The 23,151-nt window shown below is 44.1% G+C and carries 20 protein-coding genes and 1 tRNA gene; 13 read left to right on the top strand and 8 right to left on the bottom strand.

Features of this window, described 5'->3' with window-relative positions; all coding sequences use genetic code 11:
* Positions 1-7: 7 nt before the first annotated feature.
* A complete protein-coding gene (locus tag DXD68_RS10695) occupies positions 8-1,510 on the bottom strand; it encodes a glutamine synthetase family protein (protein ID WP_122361695.1) in 1,503 nt (500 codons plus the stop codon).
* Positions 1,511-1,696: 186 nt separating this feature from the next.
* Between DXD68_RS10695 and DXD68_RS10690 the strand changes: the two genes are divergently transcribed.
* Positions 1,697-1,769 (top strand) — tRNA-Trp (locus DXD68_RS10690).
* Between the two features lie 145 nt (positions 1,770-1,914).
* Positions 1,915-2,238 carry a hypothetical protein gene (locus DXD68_RS10685; protein ID WP_122361496.1) on the top strand — a complete coding sequence of 108 codons (324 nt, stop codon included), beginning with the start codon at positions 1,915-1,917 and terminating at the stop codon, positions 2,236-2,238.
* Between the two features lie 82 nt (positions 2,239-2,320).
* Here DXD68_RS10685 and map read toward each other — a convergent pair whose 3' ends face one another.
* The 4 genes from map to DXD68_RS10665 form a co-directional block, all read right to left on the bottom strand.
* The gene (gene map / locus DXD68_RS10680; RefSeq protein WP_122361495.1) at positions 2,321-3,172 is read right to left on the bottom strand and encodes a type I methionyl aminopeptidase; all 852 of its coding nucleotides are present in this window, start codon (positions 3,170-3,172) and stop codon (positions 2,321-2,323) included.
* A gap of 85 nt (positions 3,173-3,257) precedes the next feature.
* Positions 3,258-3,449 (bottom strand): hypothetical protein, encoded by a 192-nt coding sequence (locus DXD68_RS10675; protein ID WP_122361494.1) that lies wholly within the window; start codon positions 3,447-3,449, stop codon positions 3,258-3,260.
* Positions 3,446-4,174, bottom strand: a complete 729-nt coding sequence (locus DXD68_RS10670; protein ID WP_122361493.1) for a hypothetical protein — start codon at positions 4,172-4,174, stop codon at positions 3,446-3,448. The genes DXD68_RS10675 and DXD68_RS10670 overlap by 4 nt, the downstream gene beginning before the upstream one ends.
* Complete coding sequence (locus DXD68_RS10665) at positions 4,167-4,781, bottom strand: TetR/AcrR family transcriptional regulator (RefSeq protein WP_122361694.1); 615 nt, start codon at positions 4,779-4,781, stop codon at positions 4,167-4,169. The genes DXD68_RS10670 and DXD68_RS10665 overlap by 8 nt, the downstream gene beginning before the upstream one ends.
* A gap of 178 nt (positions 4,782-4,959) precedes the next feature.
* Between DXD68_RS10665 and DXD68_RS10660 the strand changes: the two genes are divergently transcribed.
* Positions 4,960-5,805, top strand: coding sequence for an endonuclease VIII (locus DXD68_RS10660; protein ID WP_122361492.1), 846 nt, complete (start codon positions 4,960-4,962; stop codon positions 5,803-5,805).
* Here DXD68_RS10660 and DXD68_RS24295 read toward each other — a convergent pair.
* Entirely contained in the window at positions 5,796-6,158 is a 363-nt protein-coding gene (locus DXD68_RS24295) for a type II toxin-antitoxin system RelE/ParE family toxin (RefSeq protein WP_199715625.1), read from the bottom strand. The two genes, DXD68_RS10660 and DXD68_RS24295, sit on opposite strands and share 10 nt — an antisense overlap.
* The gene (locus DXD68_RS10650) at positions 6,155-6,436 is read right to left on the bottom strand and encodes a hypothetical protein (RefSeq protein ID WP_122361491.1); all 282 of its coding nucleotides are present in this window, start codon (positions 6,434-6,436) and stop codon (positions 6,155-6,157) included. Before DXD68_RS10650 ends, DXD68_RS24295 begins: the two co-directional genes overlap by 4 nt.
* A gap of 89 nt (positions 6,437-6,525) precedes the next feature.
* On the opposite strand from DXD68_RS10650, the gene DXD68_RS10645 reads away from it, so the two are divergent.
* Positions 6,526-7,116: a nitroreductase family protein gene (locus DXD68_RS10645; RefSeq protein ID WP_122361693.1), complete on the top strand. Its 591-nt coding sequence runs from the start codon at positions 6,526-6,528 to the stop codon at positions 7,114-7,116.
* A gap of 126 nt (positions 7,117-7,242) precedes the next feature.
* On the opposite strand, the gene DXD68_RS10640 is transcribed toward DXD68_RS10645, so the two are convergent.
* A complete protein-coding gene (locus DXD68_RS10640) occupies positions 7,243-9,303 on the bottom strand; it encodes a glycoside hydrolase family 2 protein (protein ID WP_410510720.1) in 2,061 nt (686 codons plus the stop codon).
* 499 nt (positions 9,304-9,802) lie between these two features.
* On the opposite strand from DXD68_RS10640, the gene DXD68_RS10635 reads away from it, so the two are divergent.
* The 9 genes from DXD68_RS10635 to DXD68_RS10595 form a co-directional block, all read left to right on the top strand.
* Positions 9,803-10,396, top strand: a complete 594-nt coding sequence (locus DXD68_RS10635; protein WP_122361489.1) for an HU family DNA-binding protein — start codon at positions 9,803-9,805, stop codon at positions 10,394-10,396.
* Complete coding sequence (locus DXD68_RS10630; protein WP_122361488.1) at positions 10,393-14,478, top strand: two-component regulator propeller domain-containing protein; 4,086 nt, start codon at positions 10,393-10,395, stop codon at positions 14,476-14,478. Before DXD68_RS10635 ends, DXD68_RS10630 begins: the two co-directional genes overlap by 4 nt.
* Before the next feature lie 97 nt (positions 14,479-14,575).
* On the top strand, positions 14,576-15,700 hold the full coding sequence (locus tag DXD68_RS10625; RefSeq protein ID WP_122361487.1) for a glycoside hydrolase family 105 protein: 1,125 nt from the start codon (positions 14,576-14,578) through the stop codon (positions 15,698-15,700).
* A gap of 168 nt (positions 15,701-15,868) precedes the next feature.
* The gene (locus DXD68_RS24830) at positions 15,869-16,210 is read left to right on the top strand and encodes a RagB/SusD family nutrient uptake outer membrane protein (protein WP_410510718.1); all 342 of its coding nucleotides are present in this window, start codon (positions 15,869-15,871) and stop codon (positions 16,208-16,210) included.
* A 78-nt stretch (positions 16,211-16,288) separates the two neighbouring features.
* The gene (locus DXD68_RS10615) at positions 16,289-18,562 is read left to right on the top strand and encodes a hypothetical protein (protein WP_122361486.1); all 2,274 of its coding nucleotides are present in this window, start codon (positions 16,289-16,291) and stop codon (positions 18,560-18,562) included.
* Positions 18,563-18,594: 32 nt separating this feature from the next.
* A complete protein-coding gene (locus DXD68_RS10610) occupies positions 18,595-18,861 on the top strand; it encodes a hypothetical protein (RefSeq protein ID WP_122361485.1) in 267 nt (88 codons plus the stop codon).
* 23 nt (positions 18,862-18,884) lie between these two features.
* Positions 18,885-20,006 (top strand): glycoside hydrolase family 3 C-terminal domain-containing protein, encoded by a 1,122-nt coding sequence (locus DXD68_RS10605; protein WP_233577096.1) that lies wholly within the window; start codon positions 18,885-18,887, stop codon positions 20,004-20,006.
* Complete coding sequence (locus DXD68_RS10600) at positions 19,996-20,442, top strand: hypothetical protein (RefSeq protein ID WP_122361484.1); 447 nt, start codon at positions 19,996-19,998, stop codon at positions 20,440-20,442. Before DXD68_RS10605 ends, DXD68_RS10600 begins: the two co-directional genes overlap by 11 nt.
* A 199-nt stretch (positions 20,443-20,641) precedes the next feature.
* Positions 20,642-23,151, top strand: a 2,510-nt coding sequence (locus tag DXD68_RS10595; RefSeq protein WP_317127515.1) for a two-component regulator propeller domain-containing protein, incomplete at its 3' end; no start/stop codon positions are given.

Here is a 23,151-nt window from a genome sequence, read left to right as displayed (position 1 = left end):
TTTTATCTTATCCGCAATGGAAATAAGTCTTCACCAACCGGAGCATTCCTTCAGGATCATTTTTCAAATCATCACGAAGGGTAAAGTCGTTATACGAAGTCAGCTTTTTGATAATACCATCGATCATGCTCGGACTGAACACATTGTATTTTTCATAGACAGCACGCTGCTTCTGCAAACGTTGAGCGGATGCAGCACAACTGTCGGGAAGCTGATCCAATGTCTGTAAACGGTCCTTATTTTCCTCCTGGTGGATATTTACATTTACATACGTCTTTTCCGCAATATCCAACGCATTATCAATCTCAAATCCATGACGGCAGGCCACAGCCAAACCGGCTAATAACTGGTACAGATCGGCCGAACCATCCGGTGAACGCATTTCGACCGTCTGCTTCTGTGTCGTATCATAATGGCTTTCCGACTCCAGTGGGTTAGCCAGCACACACATATCCTTCTTCGCTGCCCATCCCAGAGGTACACGAACCAACACCGAACGGTTCCGGTCACCCCAGCAAACATTTGTCGGAGCTTCCTGGTGAGGTACCAAACGGAAATAAGAAGTCGGATTCGTATTACCAAACGCGGTGATGGACGGAGCCAGCTCCATCATACCGGCAATTGCTTTACGGGCTGTTTCAGACAAAACACCGTCTGCCAACATCTGATTCTTGCCGTCTTTCATTATACGCATATGGATATGCAATCCTGATCCTGCCTTTCCAACCGTGATCTTAGGGGCAAAGGTGATATCCAGACCATAATCGTAAGCCAGGTTACGAATTACCCATTTAGCGATCATCAGCTGGTCGGCAGCATCTTCGACCTTGGTCGGCAGAAACTCGATCTCGTTCTGTTCGTATATCTTTCCGTTCAATGTAAAGTTACCGACTTCAGAGTGACCGTATTTGATCTGTCCGCCAGTCTGGGCTATATATTGCATACATTGTGTGCGAAATTCATTGAATTTAGCGAAAGGGCCTGATTCATGATATCCCCGCTGGTCGGTTGCCGGAAACAAATCTTCTTCCTCAGCAATCACATAATATTCCAGTTCGCCCATTGCCTGAAATTCCATGCCCGTCACTTCCGTAAATGCCTTGCTGGCTTTATGTAAAGTATATTCGGGAGAGCTTTCCAACGGTTCGCCATCCTTGTTAAAGAAAGAGCAAAGCATCGTCACCGTCGGCAATTCGGCAAAAGGATCGACGAAAGCTGTCCGGAAACGGGGAATAACATATAAATCGCTACTGCCGGCCTCAATAAAAGAGAACAAGCTCGAACCGTCGACACGCTCACCGCAGGTAAGAATTGCATTTAGGTAAGCCGCATTATTAATAACAAAGTTCAATGTTTTCAGACGCCCGTCTCCTGCCGGATACATAAAATTGACCATCTTGATCCCTTTTTCGCGGATGAAAGAAATAATGTCCGCTTTTGTAAACTCAGATGAAGGTTTTTGTAAGAATTCGACTAAAAGATTCGAATTCATTTCTAATTCGTTTTCCATTTTCTGTTGATTGTTTTTATACAGTATAGATTCAATTACATTTTCTATATGCTTCCAAAGATAAAAAAAAGATATTACGGCAGCTTCGTTTTCCTTCACTTTTATCGCGTAAGAAAAAATACAGAAGTAGTTTTTCCCAAAAACTCTTGCATATTAAAAATAAAGCCCTACCTTTGCACCCGCAATACGGAAGTAGCTCAGTCGGTAGAGCACTGGTCTCCAAAACCAGGTGTCGGGAGTTCGAGCCTCTCCTTCCGTGCAGAAGCGATACAGATTGTATCGCTTTTTTGTTTTTTAGACTAAACCCCGATACGTCATCTACATCATATTCTTATATCAAATAATAGTTGTATATTGCGTACAGTTTATCACTGGTTAAAAATCAAGAGACAACAAATAACATCATGAATATAATTAAATACGCATTCATATCCATTCTTTCAATCTGCCTGTTAACTTCTTGCGGGGCAACTCTTACCAATGCATTGGCAGCGGATAACAATATTCAAAAACTGGAGTTGGGAATGACCAAACAGGAAGTTATAACCATTATGGGGAATACTTATAAAAGACTTGAGGTTAAACAAACGTCCGATGGTTACCAGGAAACACTCGGATATTCAGACTATCAGGATGGACTTTATCGGTTACGCCTGCTTGACGGGGAACTTCAGGAGTGGGATTACCTGCAACCTAACAAATGCAAAAATAATTGTCAGGAGAAATAATAGTATAAAGAATCGTAGCAGGGAATGTCAAAAATCTATTACTGAACAAAATGTGACAGACTTTTGACACTCACCTATATAATTAATCGGATAATATCTCCAGTCCGTCTTCCCGCATCACGAAAGTATGTTCCCATTGGGCGGAAGGAAGTTCGTCGTCGGTAATGACAGTCCAGCCATCTTCTTCTGCAATATAAACACGATATGTTCCCATATTGATCATCGGCTCGATGGTGAAAACCATGCCCGGAACCAGTAACATGCCGGTTCCTTTACGGCCGAAATGGGTAACTTCCGGCTCTTCATGAAATTCCAGGCCTACTCCATGACCGCATAAGTCACGGACTACCGAAAAACCATTCTTCTCCGCATGTTTCTGGATCGCATGACCGATATCGCCCACATAACCGAACGGTTTAGCAGCTTCCATACCTATTTCCAGGCATTCCTTTGCCACACGCACCAATTTTTCTTTTTCTGGAGAAACCTTGCCGATCATATACATCCGGGAAGCATCCGAATAATAACCGTCCAGGATCGTAGAAACATCCACATTGATGATATCACCATCTCTTAATTTCTCTTTTTCACTGGGAATACCATGACAAACAACCTCATTGATGGAAGTACAGACACTCTTCGGGAATCCTTCAAAATTCAACGGAGCCGGGATAGCCCCGTGGGAAATCGTATAGTCATAGACCAGTTTATCTATTTCAGCGGTCGACATACCGGCTTTTATTTCCTTCCCCACTAAATCGAGGATACCTGAATTTACAACTCCGCTTTTGCGGATACCTTCAATCTGCTCTTCTGTTTTAATCAATTTCCGGGAAGGAACCAAATGACCTTTATTCTGGAGATAGAGAATCTTTTTATCTAGTTCGGTAAGTGATTGGCCCTTGATTACCTGCCAATTATTTCTTTTTCTCATACATCTATTCCGTTATTCTTTAGTAATAACACAACAAAGGTACATTAGTTTTTAATCTTTACAGGTAAAATCAGTTTAATAAAGTTCAAAAAATGACACCCAGTTTGACTGAAAGACAATGATAATTCAATGATTCTTCATAAGAAGAAACAAAATGGGAGGTTGAATATTCCCGTAAACGTTTTAGATCCTGCAGCCCATATCCCAAAGCAAACAAAAGTTTCTTATCAGACCATACATTCAGAATAAAGAAAAATACGAACAGGTATTGTTTCATGGCTGGATCGTTATTGTGATCTGTTTTACAATCTGTAAGGCGGAGGTCAGGGAAGAGGTATCCGGATATATCTGTCCGTCACTTCCGTCCGGCGAACTATGTCCGACCAGCGTAGCGACATACGATATAGCATCCGACGACAGGTCGATATCCGCCGCATAGATAACGGCAGGTTGTCCGCTCCCCTCCTTTCCGCCTGAATAATTCTTATCTCCCTCCTGAGCCGATTTTGGATAGTTGTCATTAAAATCAGTGGAATGATTGATCTCTATTTTCACTCTGAACTGCTTCAATCCTTCCGCAGGCTGCATCTTCACATCGAAACCGTCATGCGGGGTCGCTCCAGTCAAACCATCCGTAAAAGGTTCTTTTTTGGTCGGCAGATACAGTCCGTCATCATATTTTACTCCACGTGAGTAACACCAGTACGGCAAAGACTCCTTCCTCCTGTTTTTACCTGCCATTTGCCAGCTTTGGGTTGCGATCTTATAGGTCACATAAACTGTAGAGAGATAGTTGCCGTCCCTGTCTTCCAACCATATAGCTATCTGGGGAGGATTCTTTTTGTTTATTCCCAGGAACAAGGGAAAGTCATGCAACCATGATTCGCCTTTCTCCAACGTAATTTTCAGGTCATTCTTTTTATACTCCACCAAATCATTGTTGCATGAACAACAAGCCAGCAAAACCATGCAGGCTCCAGCAAAAATACTTGTCTTATTCATTTGTATAATTTTTAATCCAGTTATCGATCAATCGGTCTAATCCTTTCTCCAGTTGTTCCCAGCCTGTCTCACTTTGCAGTTTGAAGCCATTGAAAACCGGACAATTTTCTTCCAGCAGGACAAGATAAGTGATGGAAGAAGTCAGGACAGTCGCCATAACGGCTATATCCTCTTTTGGCCGGTTCGTTAATCGGCTGACTGCTTCAATCAGCCAAATACCTTTTGCTTCTCTCCTTTCGCGTAACTCTTTTATCACTTTATTTTTCGCTGAAAGTTCCCAGCGATACAACCGTCTCAAGGTGTAACTGTCGCGCAACATCGTGATCTGATCACGAAATAACTTCTTGACAAAGTCTCCCAAATGTGCAACATCAGGCAATTCCGGCTCCAGGTTGATCCAATAGTCATTCCGTTGAATATAGGCGACGATCAGTCCGTCCAACGATTCGAAATAACGATAGATCAACATCTTCGACAATCCGGCTTTTGCTGCCACGGCATTTACTCCAAGGTTTTCAAAACCGTCTTCCTCTATCAAGTCATCTATCGCCTTCAGGAAAGCCAACTCCGTCAGTTCTCTGTTTTTACTCATTCTTTCTTTTTCCATCATTCTTACTGTTGTTACCATTCGGTCACAAACATAAGTTACCCAGCGGTAACATCACAAGAAAAAACTAATTATTTTATTTATTTCTTCAGAAAAAGCGATCCGGTTGCTTTCTAAACAGAGATATATTCGTATGTTTACCAAGTAAAAACATACGTAACGAATAAACCTGTTAAAAATGATAGAAGCACCGGAAGCCTTGTACATCTCCGAGCAGATGAATCAAACGATTAAAGGGAAAAGAATAACATTTGTCAGCGCAGGATATACACCTCATAAGTTTGCCTGGTTCTATGGAGATCCGGCCAATTATTCGGCGATGCTTACCGGTAAGATAATCGGGGAAGCCCATGCCTATGGTGGTCTGATCGAGATAGAGATAGAAGATGTGCGTTTATTATTCGGAGACGGAATGAATATCCGATACTACGCTCCCGGTGAAAAGATACCGGAAAAACACCAGTTGCTCATTGCTTTCGAAGACGAAAGTTGTATCATGGGATCCGTCCGGATGTACGGGGCAGTCATGTGTTTTCCAGACGGTTCTTTCGATTGCGGTTTCAGTTCCTATCGTGAAGGGGCACGTACCAAGCCGCAGGTGCTTTCGGAAGCTTTCGACAAAACCTATTTTCTGAGCCTGATAAACAGTGAGGAGAAACAAAAGAAAACGGCAAAAGCCTTCCTTGCGACCGAGCAAACGATACCGGGATTAGGTAACGGTGTTTTACAGGACATCCTGTTCAAAGCACATATCCATCCTAAGACTCGTATCAACATATTATCTGAAGAACAGAAAGATACGCTATTTCATTGCACTAAAGCGACACTTCAGGAAATCTATCAGGCAGGCGGACGTAACTCGGAAACAGACCTGCTCGGAAATAAAGGCCGCTATATCCCCATACTGTCCAAAGATACCGCCGGTAAGCCTTGCCCGGTTTGCGGAGAAGATATACGAAAAGAGAGTTATATGGGAGGAAGTATCTATTATTGCTTTGAATGTCAGAAGCAGTCTCAACCGTAAGGTTCCATATCTTCACATACCCAGTCGGAGCTATGTTCTATTGTATAACGTAGCTTTCCCGGTTCCTGACGAGTATCGAAGAACATGGCTATTTTCACTGTTCCGTCCTCAATCCAGTAAACGATCTTTAGATTCGGATGCTGAACAAAAGTCCGAAAACATTGAGGGTAGTCCACCAATGTCGGTTCCACATATCCTAAACCAGGATAACTAGTTAAAGTTTTCATATTCTCTTTGATAGAAGCATAAACTTTCTGGGCAACCGGCAAACCATACATCGTCTTATAAAAGACCTTCATTTCCCGGGTTTGTCCTTTTGCTAAAGGGGACACAATCAATTTTAATCTTTTCATTTGTCAAGTTCAAATTCCTTATCCATTTCCGCAAAAAACTCATCCCCGTCTATCATCCTCCCATTCCGATCATCATCCAGCACCTGATCGATCAGGCTACGAAAATGTTCTGCGGAGCGAATCTGAAAACTCTCCGGAGATGACAATAGCTCCCGATCACCTTGCTGTTGGTAAGCAAATATCTGATCTTCCAGAGAAATCAGCAATTCTTCGTCTTCTATTTGACTGATCTGCTTTATCAAGTCTTCCCGACGCCTGTTTATTGAATTGATCGACATGATTTTGATTTTTAAAGTGACTTCACAAAGATAGAAATAATCTTATTGCAATTCCGGATTTTATCCGTTTCAATTTGTATGTTTGCAGTATGAAATGGACATATTCTTTTATCGCATTATTCTCTGTCCTGGTTGCTTGCAACAACCATACAGAACCAAAAGACAGTCAGAAAGAAAACCAGACATTGGAAACAATCTTCAACCGCAAAAGCGTACGTAAATATACACAGCAACCGGTTGAAAAAGAGAAGCTGGAAACATTGGTCCGTGCAGGAATGGCCGCCCCTTCGTCTAGAGACCGCCGTCCCTGGGAGTTTATCATCGTAACAGACCGTGATATCCTGGATACGATGGGAGACGGATTACCATTAGCCCGTATGTTGAAAGAGACCAAACAGGCGATTATCGTTTGTGGCGATACCGTCAAATCCGGCAATGCCTGGCAGTTGGATTGTTCCGCTGCTGCACAAAACGTACTGCTGGCAGCCGAATCGCTAGGACTGGGAGCCGTATGGACGGCCTCCTATCCTTATCCCGAACGGATGAAAGTTGTGCGAGATGCCCTGCAGCTGCCCGACCACGTCATTCCTCTTACGGTTATTCCGATTGGCTACCCCATAGGCATAGAGAAGCCGAAGGATAAATTCAACAAGAAGCAGATACATTACAATGGGTGGTGAGAAAGACAATATTAAGGAACACAGATGACGCAGATAAACGCAGAATCTCGCAGACTAAATAATTATATAAATCTGCGAGACTCTGTATCTTCTGCGTCATCTGCGTTCTCTAATATCGACTAAAGATCAGAATCCGGCATGTTCTTCTTTGTTGACCGACTGGTCCGAATCGCGTTTCTTTTCTCCGCTATACATCCATTCGATTTCGTCTTCGTAGGTCTTGCCGTCTTTCACTACGACTGTCTTTACGATATTCTTACCCATATCGAGTGTCACGTTATCTATTATATAATGTACGCGCGTATAACCTTCACGAATACCGCTCAGTTCCTTACCGTTCAGGTAGACTGTCGGCGTACCGATATTGGAGTAAACAGTGATGGATGTTTCCTTTTTCTCACGATCCCAGTTACGACGTTGTGTCAGGAACAGTACAGGTTCTTTGCTCCAGTTCGCCTTATACCAGAAATAAGAATCTTTCTTAATCTTACGGTCGAAAGTAACCAACCCTTTCATATTACGGGCCGGAACACCGCCGCGAACCCACATCGGGGCACAGAAGTCGAACGTATTCCAAAGATAAGAAGCGATGATATACGGATGGGCAGCAATCACGCTCCACTGATATTCGTGTGTCTTGGTGGCAAATGTCTCCGGATAAAATTCTTTTGTCCAGTTCAAGGCATCTCCCAGATATTCGGTCTGATGGTTCAGGTTGGCATCAGCACCGTACTCCGTCAGCATCAGTTTTTGGTGAGGATATTCCTTTTCCAGTCCCTCTACCCAGGGTTTGATATCCTGTATTTTCTTTTCGTACCAGCCGAAATAGCGGTTCATTCCCTGGATATCGGCAACCAGGTTCACCGGATGTTCCATGTGACCATATCCGTTTACCGACACCGTATAACGATCCGGGTCTTCCGTCTTTGCCAGGTCGTGCAACGATTGGGTCAACTCTTTTGTGTACTGGTGCGGTTGATATACCTCATTATGCAATCCCCACACATAGATGGAAGGGTGGTTGAAACTCTGACGGATCATTTTGCGCAACTGGTTACGGCAGTTTTCCGCTTCCTGGCCGGTAACACGGTTGACAAATGGAATCTCCGCCCAGATAATCAGTCCCAGGCTGTCGCAACGCGAATACAGATAGTCGGATTGCTGATAATGAGCAAAACGGACAGTCGTTGCACCGACATCCATAATAGTAGCCAAGTCGAAGTCATGGTTCTCATTCTTCAGGGCACTACCCAGCCCCCACCAATCCTGATGACGGGTAACACCGTACATCGGGTACTTCTCTCCATTCAGATAAAAGCCTTTACCTGCTACAATTTCATATTTGCGCAGTCCCAACGGTTGTACCATTTCGTCGATCACCTGCCCGTCTTTGATCAGGCGGCTGACCACCTTATACAGATACGGATTTTCACGTCCCTGCCACAACGTCGGCTTTTTGATTGTAAAAGAAGATTCGTAAGCCTGTTCGCCCTGTGCAGTCAGTTCGAACGACTGGCTGTTCGTTGCAATCTGTTTCCCTTCCTGGTCATAGATCGTATTCTGTAAGGTCACAGGGACGGGCTGCAAGGTTCCATTATCCAGTTTGACCTTTACTTTCACATCCGCTTGCTTTTTGGATACATTCTTCTGGGTTATATAAACGCCCGGAGAGGCACAATCGGTAACACTGATATTATACGGTTCGGTAACGATCAACCATACCGGACGATACATACCGCCATACACACCAAACAAATTATGGTTGACCGGAATCACATCCGGACGCGATTTGTTATCCGCCTTTACGATGATCTCATTCTCCTCTCCTACCTTCAACAACGGACTGATCTCACAGGCAAAAGCCGAATAACCGCCTTTATGAGAAGTAGCCAGCATTCCGTTCACGAACACTTCCGCACAGGAACCGACACCCTCAAAGCGCAGGAAAACCCGCTTCCCTTTCAGGTCGGCAGGAAAGAAATAGTTTTTCTTATAATAAGCCGCCCCTTCATAAAAGTTATTGGCCTGTACCTGCATATCCTTGGCATTCCAGGTATGGGGAATTTCCACTTCCGACCAGCCGCTCTCCCATTTCGGGGCATTAAGGGCCAGCTCTTTTTCCGCCGGAGCTTTCTTAAATGACCAGCCGGAATTAAAAGATTCCACTTTCCGGCCTTCCGCCTGCATCGTCATCAATCCCAGGCAGGCTAACAATAAGGTTAAACTTAATACTCGTTTATTCATGATTTGTTAATTGAATGAGTTGCAAATATACCTCTCCACTCCCAAACTAACTAATAAAATCATCTCATTACCGATCACGATTGTCTCTATTTGCTGCCAAACGTCCCTACTAAGCCGAATAAGTATCAATCGCAGGCCGACACGCACCGATGGAAGAGTTCTTTTCGCCTTCACCCGGGGATAAATAAAAAAAGACGCCGCAAGAGATACATTTTGTCCCAATATAATGTATCTTTGGTGCTATCCTAATCTTTGTCCGACGGCAATCGAACAGCTGTCCGACCCGGGTGGGATAGCTGTCCCACTAGTGTCGGACAGCTGTCTGACGGAGGTCGAACAAACTTTTTGTCGCGAGGAAAGGAAGCTTAGAAGGCAGTCTTTTGAAAAGAAGACCGGGACGAGCCAAATAACAACCTATATAAACACTTTAACAATACCGCAGATGTCAGCCACTTACAACCTATTCAGAAATCCGGGAAAGAAGGAAAACCTCCACGCCCGCCAGGTGAACCAATATACCGTACGTATCGATGCTCTTTGCGAAGAGATCTCACAGATCAGTTCCTTTTCGTCAGCCGATGTGAAAGGGATGCTGGACGCGCTGAAAAGCCGGATCGCTTTTCACCTGAAATACGGCGATATTGTCGAGTTGGAAGGTTTGGGGACGTTCAACGCCTCGCTTAAATGTCCTTCGCTGACAACAGAGAAAGAGATCAAACCCCATTTGGTAAAGTTTCACAAAGTGGTATTCCGCTGTTCCAAAGAGTTGAAAGACCAACTTCGTTACATGAAAGTGGAACGTGCCGACGAACCCAGCCGCCTGAAAGGATATACGGAAGAAAAGCGCAAGGCCAACATTTTGGCTTATATCGAAAAGAATGATACGATCTCGACCTTCCTGTGCCGTTCGCTCAACGGTTGCTCGAAATATACTGCCCTGAAAGATCTGAAAGCCTTGCAGGAAGAAGGGAAGATCGTCCGTCTGGGGTTCCGCGCGAATGCACAATACGGATTAAGAGAGGATAACCAGGAATGAAGACTATATACAAATTTATCACAGCCTGGCTTCTCCTTGCCTGTGGCGTGTTTACGGCTTACGGCAATAACAGCCCTTTCTTCTTTTCCCATCTGGGAGTAGAAAACGGCTTGTCGCAGGTATCCGTTATGAATATATTCCAGGACTCGGACGGGTATATATGGTTCGGTACACGCAACGGGGCGAATCGTTACGACGGATATGAATTCAAAATATATCAGAATGAGGTAAACAACCCGGCTTCAATCAGTGACAATTACATCCGCCGGATCGCCGAAGACAAGGAGAAAAACATCTGGATCGGCACCTCCAACGGGGTCAACTGCATCGACTACCGGACGCAACAGATCACGCGTTTCTATCCCCAGGCTATCAACCCGGAGATAACGACTAACGCAGTCAGCAACTTCCTCTCCCATGCCGACGGCGAGCTTTATGCCTTCACCACCCGAAGCATATTAAAGTGTAATCCGGATAAGACGGTCGAAGAAATGCCTTACCTGAAAGAAATGGATTCGCCCATTCATTCCATTATCCAGGATAAGGACGGAGATATTTTTATCGGAACGGAAGATAAAGGTCTCTATGTATACGCTGCCGACTGGAAGCTGAAAAAACATTTCCTTCCGGATAGTTCCGACAACCCGGAAAAACTTCCTATAAGTACGATATCCATATTATTGGCTACGCCAGCCAATAATATATTCATTGGTACCAATGAAGACGGTCTATGTGTTTATAATAAGGAAGACGAAACATTCAGACGCCTCAACACCGGCAACTCGGGCCTCAACAACAACTCCGTACGCCATCTTATTCCATTCGGCAAAGATTCGGTATTGATCGCCACATTCAGGGGACTCAACATCCTGAACACCCGCGACATGACCATCACGGCTGTCAACATGGATATGAAAGCGAAAGGAGCACTCAGCCATTACTCCATCCATAGTATGCTGATCGACCGCGATCAGACACTCTGGGTCGGGACCTATTCCGCCGGTGTTAACTACCACAGCCCTTTCCATAGACCGACCTCATTCATCACTCCGAAGGCTTTTGCCGGTGTACTGGGACAAGGTCAGGAAGACAACAAAGGTAATATGTGGTTCGCCACGGAAGGAGCAGGATTGCTTTATTACAACCCACGGAACGGCGAACAGAAGCTCTACCCCATAAAACCTTTGCAAGCCGGGAATTATGAAATAAACATCCTCAAAGCTATCCTGATACAGGGGGATTCCATATTCTGTGCCACGCACTTCGGTTCCGTCTACCTTTTTTCCATCCGTAAGGAGCAATACCAGAAGATACATGACTACAAATACAACGATATCAATACCTTATATATAGACAGCCGGCAACGGTTATGGATACCGACCAATACACCCGACCATACCGTCATGGTAGACAAGGGTAAGACGGTCAACAGGTTTAACGTAGACGGTGTGGAAAAGGTATTCCGGGGAATGTGCCTGATCAAAGAACTGGAACCGGACGTATTTCTATTCGGGGCCATCACTGATAGTGCTTTTGTTTACGACATGAACAAGAAAACGTCTGTCAACCTCACCGCCCGGTTGCAGAACGGCGATAAAAACAAACGGTTGGGAAGTATATCCGGTGTCGTGAAAGATTCCGGACAATATATATGGATAGCCACCACCAAAGGTGGCTTGTTCCGGCTCGATAAAGACCTCAACGTAATACAGAACTATCAGAAGGAAGATGGTCTGTCGGAAAGCTACATCAATTCGCTTTCAATCGATAAAGAGGGAAATATATGGGCCGTGACCGGCAAAGAATTATACAAACTGAACCGTCCGGCAAACAAGTTCGAACAGGTCAGGCCAGTCGACAGCCCTACACAGGAATACTCGTTATATGCCAACAACTGCGTTTCAAAAGACGGGACTCTCTATTTCTCCGGGAATAAAGGAATACTGGCCATCAATCCGCAAAAAGCGATTACAAACCCGAACATACCTCCCGTCTATATCACTTCATTACAGATAAACACGCAGGTAGACCCGGAAGGGTTGCCGACTTACCAGGAACTGTTGCCCCTGCAATACGACAACAACATCACGCTCGAAGCCAGCCAGGGAAACATCACCATCCGCTATTCGGCACTCAACTTCATCCATTCCCAAAATAATTCGTACGCTTATATGATGGAAGGGGCCGACCATAACTGGCACAACATCGGAAACCGCCGGGAAGCCTATTACAGTAACTTATCCCCGGGAAAATATACTTTCCGTGTGAAAGCCGCCAACAACGATGGTGTCTGGAATCCGGAAGAGGCTGTCTTGCACATCACCGTAAACCCTCCCTTCTACCAGACCTGGTGGGCTTACCTGATCTATCTATGTATCCTGTCGATCATCGTGATAGCCATCGTACAGCGACAGCACCTCAAACACGAACGGGAACGGGAGGCCAAATACAAACAGCTGGAACATGAGAAGGAAAACGAACTGCACGAAGAACGTATGCGTATGTTCACTAACTTCTCGCATGAACTGAGAACTCCGCTCACATTGATCATTAATCCGTTGAACGACCTGTTGCAACGGGTCAGTTTCTCTCCGGAAGTAAAGGATGCCCTACAACTGATCAAAAAGAATACCGGACGTATGTTACTGCTTGTCAACAACCTGATGGATATCCAGAAATACGAAGCCGGCAAAACGATCCTTCAAAAGACTCGTTTCAATTTCTCGGCATTCATCGAGGAGATGTACCGCTCCTTCGAAAGTGTGGCACAGAACCGGGAGATAACATTCGTATTGAAAAACGAACTGCCGGAAACGTTCTTTACCTATTACGATGAGGCCGAAATAGAGAAAGTCTTTTTCAACCTGCTGTCGAATGCGTTCAAGTTCACTCCGGCAGAAGGAAACGTGACAATACGTATCAGCCGGATAACGCAAGACAAGTGCGAAGAACTGGCCATGTTCCCCGAACAGGACAGTTCTACCCTGGTAGAATCCCGCTATATCCTGATAGAAATAAGCGATACCGGAAAGGGAATCAACAAAGAGGAAGCCGACAAGATATTCGAACCCTTCTACCGCTCGGAAGAGGATGTACACAAAGAAGTGTCCGGCACCGGAATAGGATTAAGTCTGACACGTTCGATCGTACGGCAACACCAGGGATGTATCTGGACGAACAGTCCGGAGGAAACAGGGACAACTTTCCTGATCCTTCTCCCCGACACAGCCAAACAAGACGAAAAGAAAGAGGAAGAGCCTCCCCTGTCCCGCTCTTCCGAAATCAGTAAAAAAGTGGCTTTGCTTGTAGAAGAAACGGAAACCCGCAACAAACAAACGGTTCTGCTGGTAGATGACAATCAGGAAGTCCTGCAATATCTGGAACATCAATTGCAGCTCGATTACATCGTTTTGAAAGCGAGCAATGGGAAAGAAGCGCTTGAACTGCTGGAGACAACTTCCCCTCATATAATCGTCAGCGACGTCATGATGCCTGAAATGAACGGACTGGAACTATGCAAACGTATCAAGGAAAGTCAACACCTCTGCCACATCCCCGTGATCCTGCTGACAGGTAAGTCGATGGTATCACAGATAGAGGAAGGACTGGAGGCCGGAGCCGACGATTACATCATAAAGCCGTTCCACGTCGCGATCTTGAAAGCACGCATAAGAAACCTGCTTTCTATTCGCGAAAAGATGAAAAACATATACGGTGAATCGCTGAGTCTCCGTAACTTGGGAGTGGAAGAACCCGAAGAGGACAACGACTTCCTGACTCAATATATCGAGATCGTAAAGGCAAACATCTCCAATCAGGAGCTGGACGTATCGGTTATTTATCAGACACTTGGTATGAGTCGTGCCAATTTCTACCGGAAAGTAAAAGCGGTAACGGGTCTATCCCCCATCGAACTGATAAAGAATATCCGCCTCGAAGCCGGAGCCAAACTGCTGAAAGAATCCAATATGAATGTGTCTGAGATAGCCCAGCACATCGGTTTCAGTAGCCGTTCTTATTTCGCCCGAAGCTTCAAGGCTGTCTACGGAATGTCGCCTACCGAGTATCAAGAAAGTAAATGAGACGTTTGTACTCGCTTTTGGGATGATTGTGTATTCGCGGAAACTTGTTGTTTTATTCATTTGATTAAACTTATTAATCTAATAAAACAACTGATCTATGATTTCAAAACGAATACCATTTAAACACATTGCAGCTGTTATTATGCTAGGATGTGCAGCAGTCTCTCTACAGGCTGCCGATTTAAAAAAAGATGAAGTAACAACCATCGCACGTAAAGTAGTAGACTGGCAGATCAAAGAGTTCCCCACTAATAAATATGCTGTCAGTGAACCAAAAGGCTGGATTGCAGGGGCTCTTTATATGGGGATGTTCGACTGGGCAGAACTCAGTGGAGACGAACAGTATTTCGACTGGATGAAAAAAGTATTCAACCGTCAACACTGGCAGGTGGCCGACCGGATGTATCATGCCGACGATGTTTGCGTATCGCAGACTTATATCGACATGTATGGTAAATATAAGGAAGATAAAATGCTACTCCCTACGCTGGCACGCATCGATTGGGTAGTCAACAACCCTTCCAAAGGCGGTATGGATATCGATTACAGCAAACCACTGTCCTACGAACGCTGGTCATGGTGCGACGCATTGTTTATGGCACCGGCTGTATATACCCGCCTCTACACGCTTACCGGCAATAGAAAGTATATGATCTTCGCCGATGCGGAATTTAAGGCCACCTACAATCATCTATACGACAAAGAAGAAAAACTCTTCTTCCGTGATAGTCGCTACTTCAACCAAAAAGAAGCAAACGGGCAGAAAGTATTCTGGGGACGAGGCAATGGCTGGGTAATCGGCGGACTGGCTGAAATATTAAAGACACTCCCGGCCGACGATAGCGAATACCGCCCTTTCTACCTGCAACTATTCAAAGAGATCAGCGAACGTCTGGCCGGATTGCAAAACAAAGACGGTTTCTGGCATGCCAGCCTTTTAGATCCCGCCAGCTATCCGTCACCGGAAACAAGTGCCACCGGATTTATCGTTTACGGACTGGCTTATGGTGTCAACCAGGGATATCTTCCGGCCGACAAATACCTCCCGGTTATAGAAAAAGGATGGGCTGCTTTATGCTCTGCCGTAGAGAGCGACGGTAAACTGGGTTGGGTACAACCCGTTGGAGCCGACCCCCGCAAAGTAACCAAAGAAATGACCGAACTATACGGAACCGGAGCCTTCCTGATGGCAGCTTGCGAGATCTACCGACTGGTCAGATAAATTTATAGAAATTACATGTTTTTTAGCGTATTGAGACGATATTACATCCTTTTGGGACGATTTTGTTCGCACACAACACGCATCTTTCATTCTTTTGACACAAAAAATTAAAATAGCCACATGGTTAATTTCTTAAATTGTTTAATGCGCAAATAAATTATGAAAAGCATGAGCAGACAACTGGACGGGAACCTGCCTCCCTGTAATAAGGCAGCAGAACGAAAGAACAGGATTCTTTCTTTATTATTCTTTTTTATGGCGTTTATATCCGTACAGGTATATGCGCAAGAGATTAAAGTATCCGGAAATGTTATCCGCGAACTAGTTGGTGAAGAACTGCGTCGCTTTACTTTGGTGAGAACCGGTAAATTATTGGAACGTACTAAAAAGTACAACTCCGTCAGCGGTCCGAAGATGGATGAACACCACGCATTGTGGCCTATTCCTCAATCTGTAATCGATTCTAATACAGGTGCTGAATATCCTCAAAATCCGGGATACAGTAAATGAGATAAAATAGAGGGCATCTACAGGCAATGTATTTGCCCCTTATTTCTCTCCTTTCAAATACCAAGAAAACATCATATCATGAGATACCTACTGCTTATAATAAGTTTATATATTTCCTCCACTCTCTGCTTATCTGCCCAGGATTGGCTGATCGACGGTTCTTCTTACAAATCTGCTGCACAGACAACACACGAAGGGAAACGTCTCGAACTAACAAACGGCCTCCTGCGCCGTACTTTTCTTCTTACACCCAACGCAGCGACAATAGCCCTCGACAACCTGATGACTGGACAAAATGAATTACGTGCTGTCCGTCCCGAAGCCTTACTCGTCATTAACGGAAAAGAATATCCTGTCGGAGGATTGACCGGACAACCTGTCAACAACTTCCTGACAGAAGAGTTTATTAATAACATGCAGGTTTGCGACTCGGCTTTTACATTAGTCGATTATCAAATAAGCGAAAGCAAAGAGCGTTTCCCTTGGAAACCGAACTCGCAATGGATATCCAACTTATATCCCTGGCCTGCTCCGGGAAAACGGATCACCTTCAACTATCAGGCTCCGGCAAAAGCACCCCAGGAATGTAAAGACCTGAAAGTTCGTGTCATCTACGAACTATATGATGGAGCTCCCATCCTGGCTAAATGGATCGAAATAGATAATAAGGGAACAAAAACAATCACACTCGACTCTTTCAAGTCGGAAATACTGGCACTGGTGGAAACCGCTCCCAAGGTGCATTATGGCGAACCTCACGAAGTCCGTATGATGGCACAGGAACCGGGAACCTACACGAATGATTTTCGCAAACAACCGGTACAGACAGATGCTCCACGCGATTATATCGACCGTTTCACCCAACTGTTCGTCGTAACCGATTATGCAATGGGCGGAGATATGGAAGCAATGAAAGACAACCCGGCCGTACGCTGGGTATTCGATCATCCGGAATATGAATTTACCGGTATTCGTTATTATGGCCAATATAAACCGGCCCGCCTCGAAGTAACACCTTTACTCGGCCCCGGACTGGATATCAAAGCCGGAGAAAGTTTCGAATCCTGTACTGCTTTTGAAATGCTTCGCGATGCCACCGACCAGGAACGACGCGGACTGGCAGAATGTAAATTCTGGCGTATGATGGCTCCGTGGACACAAGAAAATCCCATTTTTATGCATGTACGCCAATCGGATAATGAAGCTGTTAAACAGGCGATCGACCAATGCGCTGCGGTAGGTTTTGAAATGGTAATCATGACTTTCGGCAGTGGTTTTAAAATAGAAAACGATTCCGCATCCTATTTACAACGCATGAAAGAACTGAGCGATTATGCCGCCCAAAAGGGCATTGCCATCGGAGGTTATTCTCTCTTGGCAAGCCGGGGAGCAACAGACAAAGACGCCGCAATCAGTCATAAAACCGGGAAACCGGCCAACACACGTGAAGAAGGTAGCCGTTTTGGCGTATCTCCCTGTATCGCATCCGATTGGGGAGATACCTACTTCCGTAAATTACAGAACTTCTTTACCTCAACGGGCATGAATGTATTCGAAAACGATGGTTCATACCCCGGTGATCCTTGTGCTTCGACATCACATAGCGGTCATAAAGGATATCTCGATTCACAGTGGACACAATGGAAAAAAATCAGTCAGTTCTATCGTTGGTGCCGGGCCAACGGTGTTTATCTGAATGTACCGGACTGGTACTTCCTGAGCGGTTCCAACAAAACACCGATGGGATATGTCGAAACAAACTGGTCGTTACCCCGCGCTTATCAGGAGATTATCGAACGGCAGAATATCTACGACGGTACCTGGCAGAAAACACCCAGCATGGGCTTTATGTTCGTACCTCTTACCCAATATCATGGAGGAGGTGAAGCTGCCACGATCGAACCGCTGAACGAACATCTGGATCATTACGAGACACGTCTCCGGAACCTGTTTGGAGCAGGCGTACAGGCTTGCTATCGCGGTCCCCGTCTGTATGATACCGAAGCAACGAAAGAGCTTGTTAATAAATGGGTTTCTTTCTACAAGAAATACCGTCAGATACTGGATTCCGATATTATTCATCTGCGCCGCCCTGACGGACAGGATTGGGATGGCATCATGCACGTCAATCCGGCTTTGAAACAGAAAGGTTTCATATCCGTTTATAATCCGCTGGATACTCCTATCTCGAAAGAGATCAGAATACCTCTCTATTATACCGGACTGACCGACAAAGTAACTATTAAAGAACAAGATCAGAACGTACAGGTGTACGTCCTGGAACGCGACTATTCCATCACGATCCCTATCACCATTCCGGCGAAAGGATATAACTGGTACATCGTCGAATAAACCGATTTGTTTAACCATATAATATAAAAATCATGAATATCAATAACACACCGGCTAAACGTCTGATCCTTTGTTTATCGTTCGGCATCCTACCGATGTTGAATGCAGGTAACAGCAGCTTACAGGCTTCCATGCCCCATCCTGCCAAAAATCAGAAAAAAATATATCACAAAGGCTGGATCGACTTGAATAAGAACGGTCAGAAAGATATCTACGAAGATCCTTCCCAACCTATCGACAAACGGATAGAGTACTCTACGTCAAGTTCTGGCTGGGACTTTTCGATGAGCCATATGTAAAAGACACCAAACTGGCCGATAAAGTGGTAAACAGTGATAAGAACCGGGAAGTATCTCTTCGTGCTGCCCGCGAGTCGATCGTTCTCCTGAAAAACGAGAACAATACGCTTCCTTTATCGAAAAACATCAAGAATATTGCAGTGATCGGCCCGCAAGCCGACGAAGTGAAATCACTTACATCCCGTTACGGTTCACACAACCCGAATGTAATAACAGGTTTGCAGGGGTTAAAGAACTTATTGGGAGACAACGTAAACCTGATGTATGCCAAAGGATGTAATGTCAGAGACAAGAATTTCCCACAAAGTGATGTAATGTTCTTCGAACTGAGCGATAAAGAAAAAGAAGAAATCGACGAAGCGGTAGAAATAGCTAAAAAAGCAGAAGTAGCCATCGTTTACGTAGGCGATGACTTCCGTACGATCGGTGAATCCAGAAGTCGTGTCAACCTGGATTTGTCAGGTAGACAAAAAGAACTGGTACGTGCTGTACAGGCAACCGGAACTCCCGTCGTACTGGTTCTCTTCAACGGACGTCCGGTTACCCTGAACTGGGAAAACGCCAACCTGCCTGCCATTGTGGAAGCCTGGTATCCGGGAGAATTTTCTGGACAAGCCGTAGCCGAAGTATTATTCGGCGACTACAATCCCGGAGGTAAACTATCGACAACCTTCCCTAAGTCAGTCGGACAAATCCCCTGGGCTTTCCCTTTCAAGCCGAATGCTACCGGTAAAGGTTTCGCCCGTGTAGATGGTGAACTTTATCCATTCGGTTACGGACTGAGTTATACTACTTTTGAAATCAGTGACCTTCAACCGGCAACAACCCGGATCACAGATGGCGATACCCTGACCGTAACCTGCAAAGTAAAAAATACAGGAGCCATAAAAGGGGACGAAGTGGTTCAGCTTTATTTGAATGATGAAACATCTTCCATTTCCCGTTTTGAAAAAGAACTATGCGGTTTCGAACGTGTTACTCTGGAACCGGGTGAAGAAAAGACAGTCACTTTCAAAGTAAACCGTCGTGCTTACGGTATGTATAACGACAAAAATGAATTTATTGTAGAACCTGGAAAGTTCTTCCTGTTTGCCGGAAACTCTTCCAAGTCAACCCCGTTAAATGCTGAATTTTATGTGGAATAGATTAATGATAGGCCTGTTGCTGCTGTTAGGCAGCCAGGCTGCTTTCTCACAGACATGGCTGAAAAAAACAGATAAGGAGATCCTCCAATATACGATGGATAACAAAGAACGTATCGAAAACACCCGGCAGACCGATACACTCTTCGCCATGACTTGCCGGGAAGAAGATGAATTAGGCCGTTTGTTCGAAGTTTCTTATTTGTTCAATATGAAGAACAATGTCTGTACATCTTACGAACGTCTGTTACCTGCTCACCGTTACTGGGCAGCCAACCTTTTAGAACAAGTTTCTTTACAGGAAGCCAATGCTTCAGGAGAAGAGATCGAAGTAGACGGAGAAATATTGAATGCTATTTATACTTTTGGAGATTACCGGATACATGTCTCTCTAAAAGAAGATTCACTCTCCTTATTTTATACGCTATCTGATAAATAAACTCCAGTTATCCCCTGTCATTCATACGCTGGCAGGGGATTTTTTCAAAAAAACAATCTAAAAACGAAAGCCTGGTTTATGAGGTTACGCGATTTCAACAGGAAATTCAACGGAATAGACGAAGAATAAACAAAAAATCACATATCTTTGCAACAACATCAAAATTCTACAACGATTCATCCTTAATCTTCAATAAGCTATGATAAAGCACGTACAAATAGCATTAATAAGTCTACTCTCTCTACTATCCCTTTCAGGTTATAGTCAGAGTACATCTCCCTATTTTTTTTCGCAGATTGGGATTGAAGACGGATTGACACAAGGGTCTGTTGGAAAGATATACCAGGACACAGACGGATATTTATGGGTAGGAACCCAGGGAGGTTTACACCGGTATGACGGATACGAATTTAAAGTTTTCAAAAATAATCCAGCTGATTCCTGTTCTTTAACAGATAATAATATACAAGACATTGCCGAAGACAGGAATAAGAATATCTGGGTCATTACAGATAACGGTGTTCACAAAATAACGCATCAAACAGAGACAATCAAACGATATTATGTGAAAGAAACCCGTTTCATGCACTGCTGTCTGCTGAGTAAAAACGGGGAATTCCTACTTGCCGGAGAAAAGTATCTTTACCAATACGATGAACAAGGTGATTCACTTGTCTATAAAGATTGGTTGACCTCCACTCCTATCGCCCCCAATATAAAAGCCATGCAGGAAGATGAAGAAGGCAATCTGTATATAGCCAGTTCTCAATCCGGACTTGTCGTACTAAACAAACAAAAAGAAGTTATACATTATTATAAACACGATCCGGACGATCCGTCTTCCCTTATTAAAGGGAGTATTTGCGGATTATTTACTGATAGCAACAATCGGTTATGGATACTTTCCGAGACATCGGGAATATGCTATTTGGATAAGGCTAATAACAAATTTGTTCATTTGAATACGGCTAATTCAGCTCTGAACAGCAACGTAGTCCGAACAATAGTGGAAGAAGAGTCCGGCACACTATTACTCGGCACTTTTGCCGGATTGAACCGTCTCGATCTGAAAACACTCCAGGTGACTCCTTATAAATTCAATCCGGAAGAACCCGGTGCATTGAGTTATTATTCCGTACACAGCCTTCTTAAAGACAATACCGGAGCTTTATGGGTGGGAACCTGGAAAGGGCTAAATTATTACAGTCCTGCCCGGAAACAATTCTATCAAATTACCCCTAATGCTTTTACCGGATTATTAGGAATGGGACAAGAAGATGAAAACGGCAATATTTGGTTCGCCACAGAAGGAGCCGGTTTGTTCTGTTATAATCCGGAGACACAGAGCCAACAGTTTTATCCCAAAAAGTCACCGTATAAAAGCAATTACAGTTCCAACATATTCAAATCGCTGCTGATCAAAGGCGACAGCATTATTTGTGCAACCAATGCCGGTTCTGTTTATCTGTTTTCTAAGAAAAGAAAAGATTACCGATTGCTTTATGATTATAACCGCGGTGATATCTATACGCTATTATATGACAATAAAGGTAGATTATGGATTCCAACTAATTCCAGTTCCGGATTGGTTTTAATTGATAAAAACAAAGAAATCAACCAGTTCCCAATAAACGGAGAAACCAGGAAATTCTTCTTCGTCTCCGCATTAAAAGAAATAGAACCGGATATTTTTATCATGGGAACGCTTAAACAGGAACTTTACAGGTACGACATGAAACAGGGAACACTCAAAACCATCTCTTCCCTGGAACTAAACCTGCCTGAAAATTCGAAACCCGGTGCCATCAGTACAATCCTGACTGATTCCTTGCAGAATATATGGGTCTCATTTTTCGGCAGCGGCATATATCGGTTTGATCGGGAGATGAATTTGCTCAAACATTATGCGGATGACAATGGTATAACAGATGGCTATATCTACACGATGATACAGGGTAAAGATCAAACCATATGGGCTTTATCCGGAAATAGTCTATATTATTACAAACCAGAGACGGATCATTTCATCTCGGTCCACAATACCAGCCAACAGGTTTTGGAGTTTACCCGACAGGCAGGAACCTGTGATAGCAAAGGAACACTCTATTTCCCCGGGAATAAAGGGATATTGTGTTTTAACCCCATTCAAATGAACAAAAACACATATATACCTCCCGTCTATCTAACCACCTTGTCTATTAATAATTTTCCGGTAGAATTTGGGAATAACAAATCGATCCGGTTAAAGGCTGACGAAACCAATATTTCTATCGGATATACTGCTCCAGACTTTATTTCACCCTCACAAAATCAATATGCTTACAAAATGGAAGGGGTAGAAAATGAGTGGAACTATGTAAAGGGGCGAAGAGTAGCTTATTATAGTAATTTAGCTCCAGGCAGTTACAATTTCAAAGTAAAGGTGGCAAACAACGAAGGATACTGGAACCCGCAGGAAACTTCTTTAAGCATTACAGTATTACCTCCTTTATATAAAACGTGGTGGGCTTATCTATTGTATATCACAGTGATATGCACTATTATATGGAAGTTCGTATACCATCAAAAGGTACGTCATGAACTGGAAAGTAATATCCGTTTTAAACAGCTTGAACAAGATAAAATGAAGGAATTACACGAAGAACGTATGAGATTATTTACCAACTTCTCACACGAACTACGTCACTTTCTTTGGATAATATCGATAAT

Source organism: Parabacteroides sp. TM07-1AC (assembly GCF_003480915.1).
In the GTDB taxonomy this organism is placed as follows: Bacteria; Bacteroidota; Bacteroidia; order Bacteroidales; family Tannerellaceae; genus Parabacteroides; species Parabacteroides chongii.
Note: the sequence above shows the minus strand (reverse complement) of the source record. Positions and strands in the feature narration are given on the sequence as shown.

Coding starts and splice junctions, on each gene's coding strand:
- DXD68_RS10695 (WP_122361695.1), bottom strand. CDS start 1,510: ATGGAAAACGAATTAGAAATGAATTCGAATCTTTTAGTCGAATTCTTA.
- DXD68_RS10685 (WP_122361496.1), top strand. CDS start 1,915: ATGAATATAATTAAATACGCATTCATATCCATTCTTTCAATCTGCCTG.
- map (WP_122361495.1), bottom strand. CDS start 3,172: ATGAGAAAAAGAAATAATTGGCAGGTAATCAAGGGCCAATCACTTACC.
- DXD68_RS10675 (WP_122361494.1), bottom strand. CDS start 3,449: ATGAAACAATACCTGTTCGTATTTTTCTTTATTCTGAATGTATGGTCT.
- DXD68_RS10670 (WP_122361493.1), bottom strand. CDS start 4,174: ATGAATAAGACAAGTATTTTTGCTGGAGCCTGCATGGTTTTGCTGGCT.
- DXD68_RS10665 (WP_122361694.1), bottom strand. CDS start 4,781: ATGGAAAAAGAAAGAATGAGTAAAAACAGAGAACTGACGGAGTTGGCT.
- DXD68_RS10660 (WP_122361492.1), top strand. CDS start 4,960: ATGATAGAAGCACCGGAAGCCTTGTACATCTCCGAGCAGATGAATCAA.
- DXD68_RS24295 (WP_199715625.1), bottom strand. CDS start 6,158: ATGAAAAGATTAAAATTGATTGTGTCCCCTTTAGCAAAAGGACAAACC.
- DXD68_RS10650 (WP_122361491.1), bottom strand. CDS start 6,436: ATGTCGATCAATTCAATAAACAGGCGTCGGGAAGACTTGATAAAGCAG.
- DXD68_RS10645 (WP_122361693.1), top strand. CDS start 6,526: ATGAAATGGACATATTCTTTTATCGCATTATTCTCTGTCCTGGTTGCT.
- DXD68_RS10640 (WP_410510720.1), bottom strand. CDS start 9,303: ATGCAGGCGGAAGGCCGGAAAGTGGAATCTTTTAATTCCGGCTGGTCA.
- DXD68_RS10635 (WP_122361489.1), top strand. CDS start 9,803: ATGTCAGCCACTTACAACCTATTCAGAAATCCGGGAAAGAAGGAAAAC.
- DXD68_RS10630 (WP_122361488.1), top strand. CDS start 10,393: ATGAAGACTATATACAAATTTATCACAGCCTGGCTTCTCCTTGCCTGT.
- DXD68_RS10625 (WP_122361487.1), top strand. CDS start 14,576: ATGATTTCAAAACGAATACCATTTAAACACATTGCAGCTGTTATTATG.
- DXD68_RS24830 (WP_410510718.1), top strand. CDS start 15,869: ATGAGCAGACAACTGGACGGGAACCTGCCTCCCTGTAATAAGGCAGCA.
- DXD68_RS10615 (WP_122361486.1), top strand. CDS start 16,289: ATGAGATACCTACTGCTTATAATAAGTTTATATATTTCCTCCACTCTC.
- DXD68_RS10610 (WP_122361485.1), top strand. CDS start 18,595: ATGAATATCAATAACACACCGGCTAAACGTCTGATCCTTTGTTTATCG.
- DXD68_RS10600 (WP_122361484.1), top strand. CDS start 19,996: ATGTGGAATAGATTAATGATAGGCCTGTTGCTGCTGTTAGGCAGCCAG.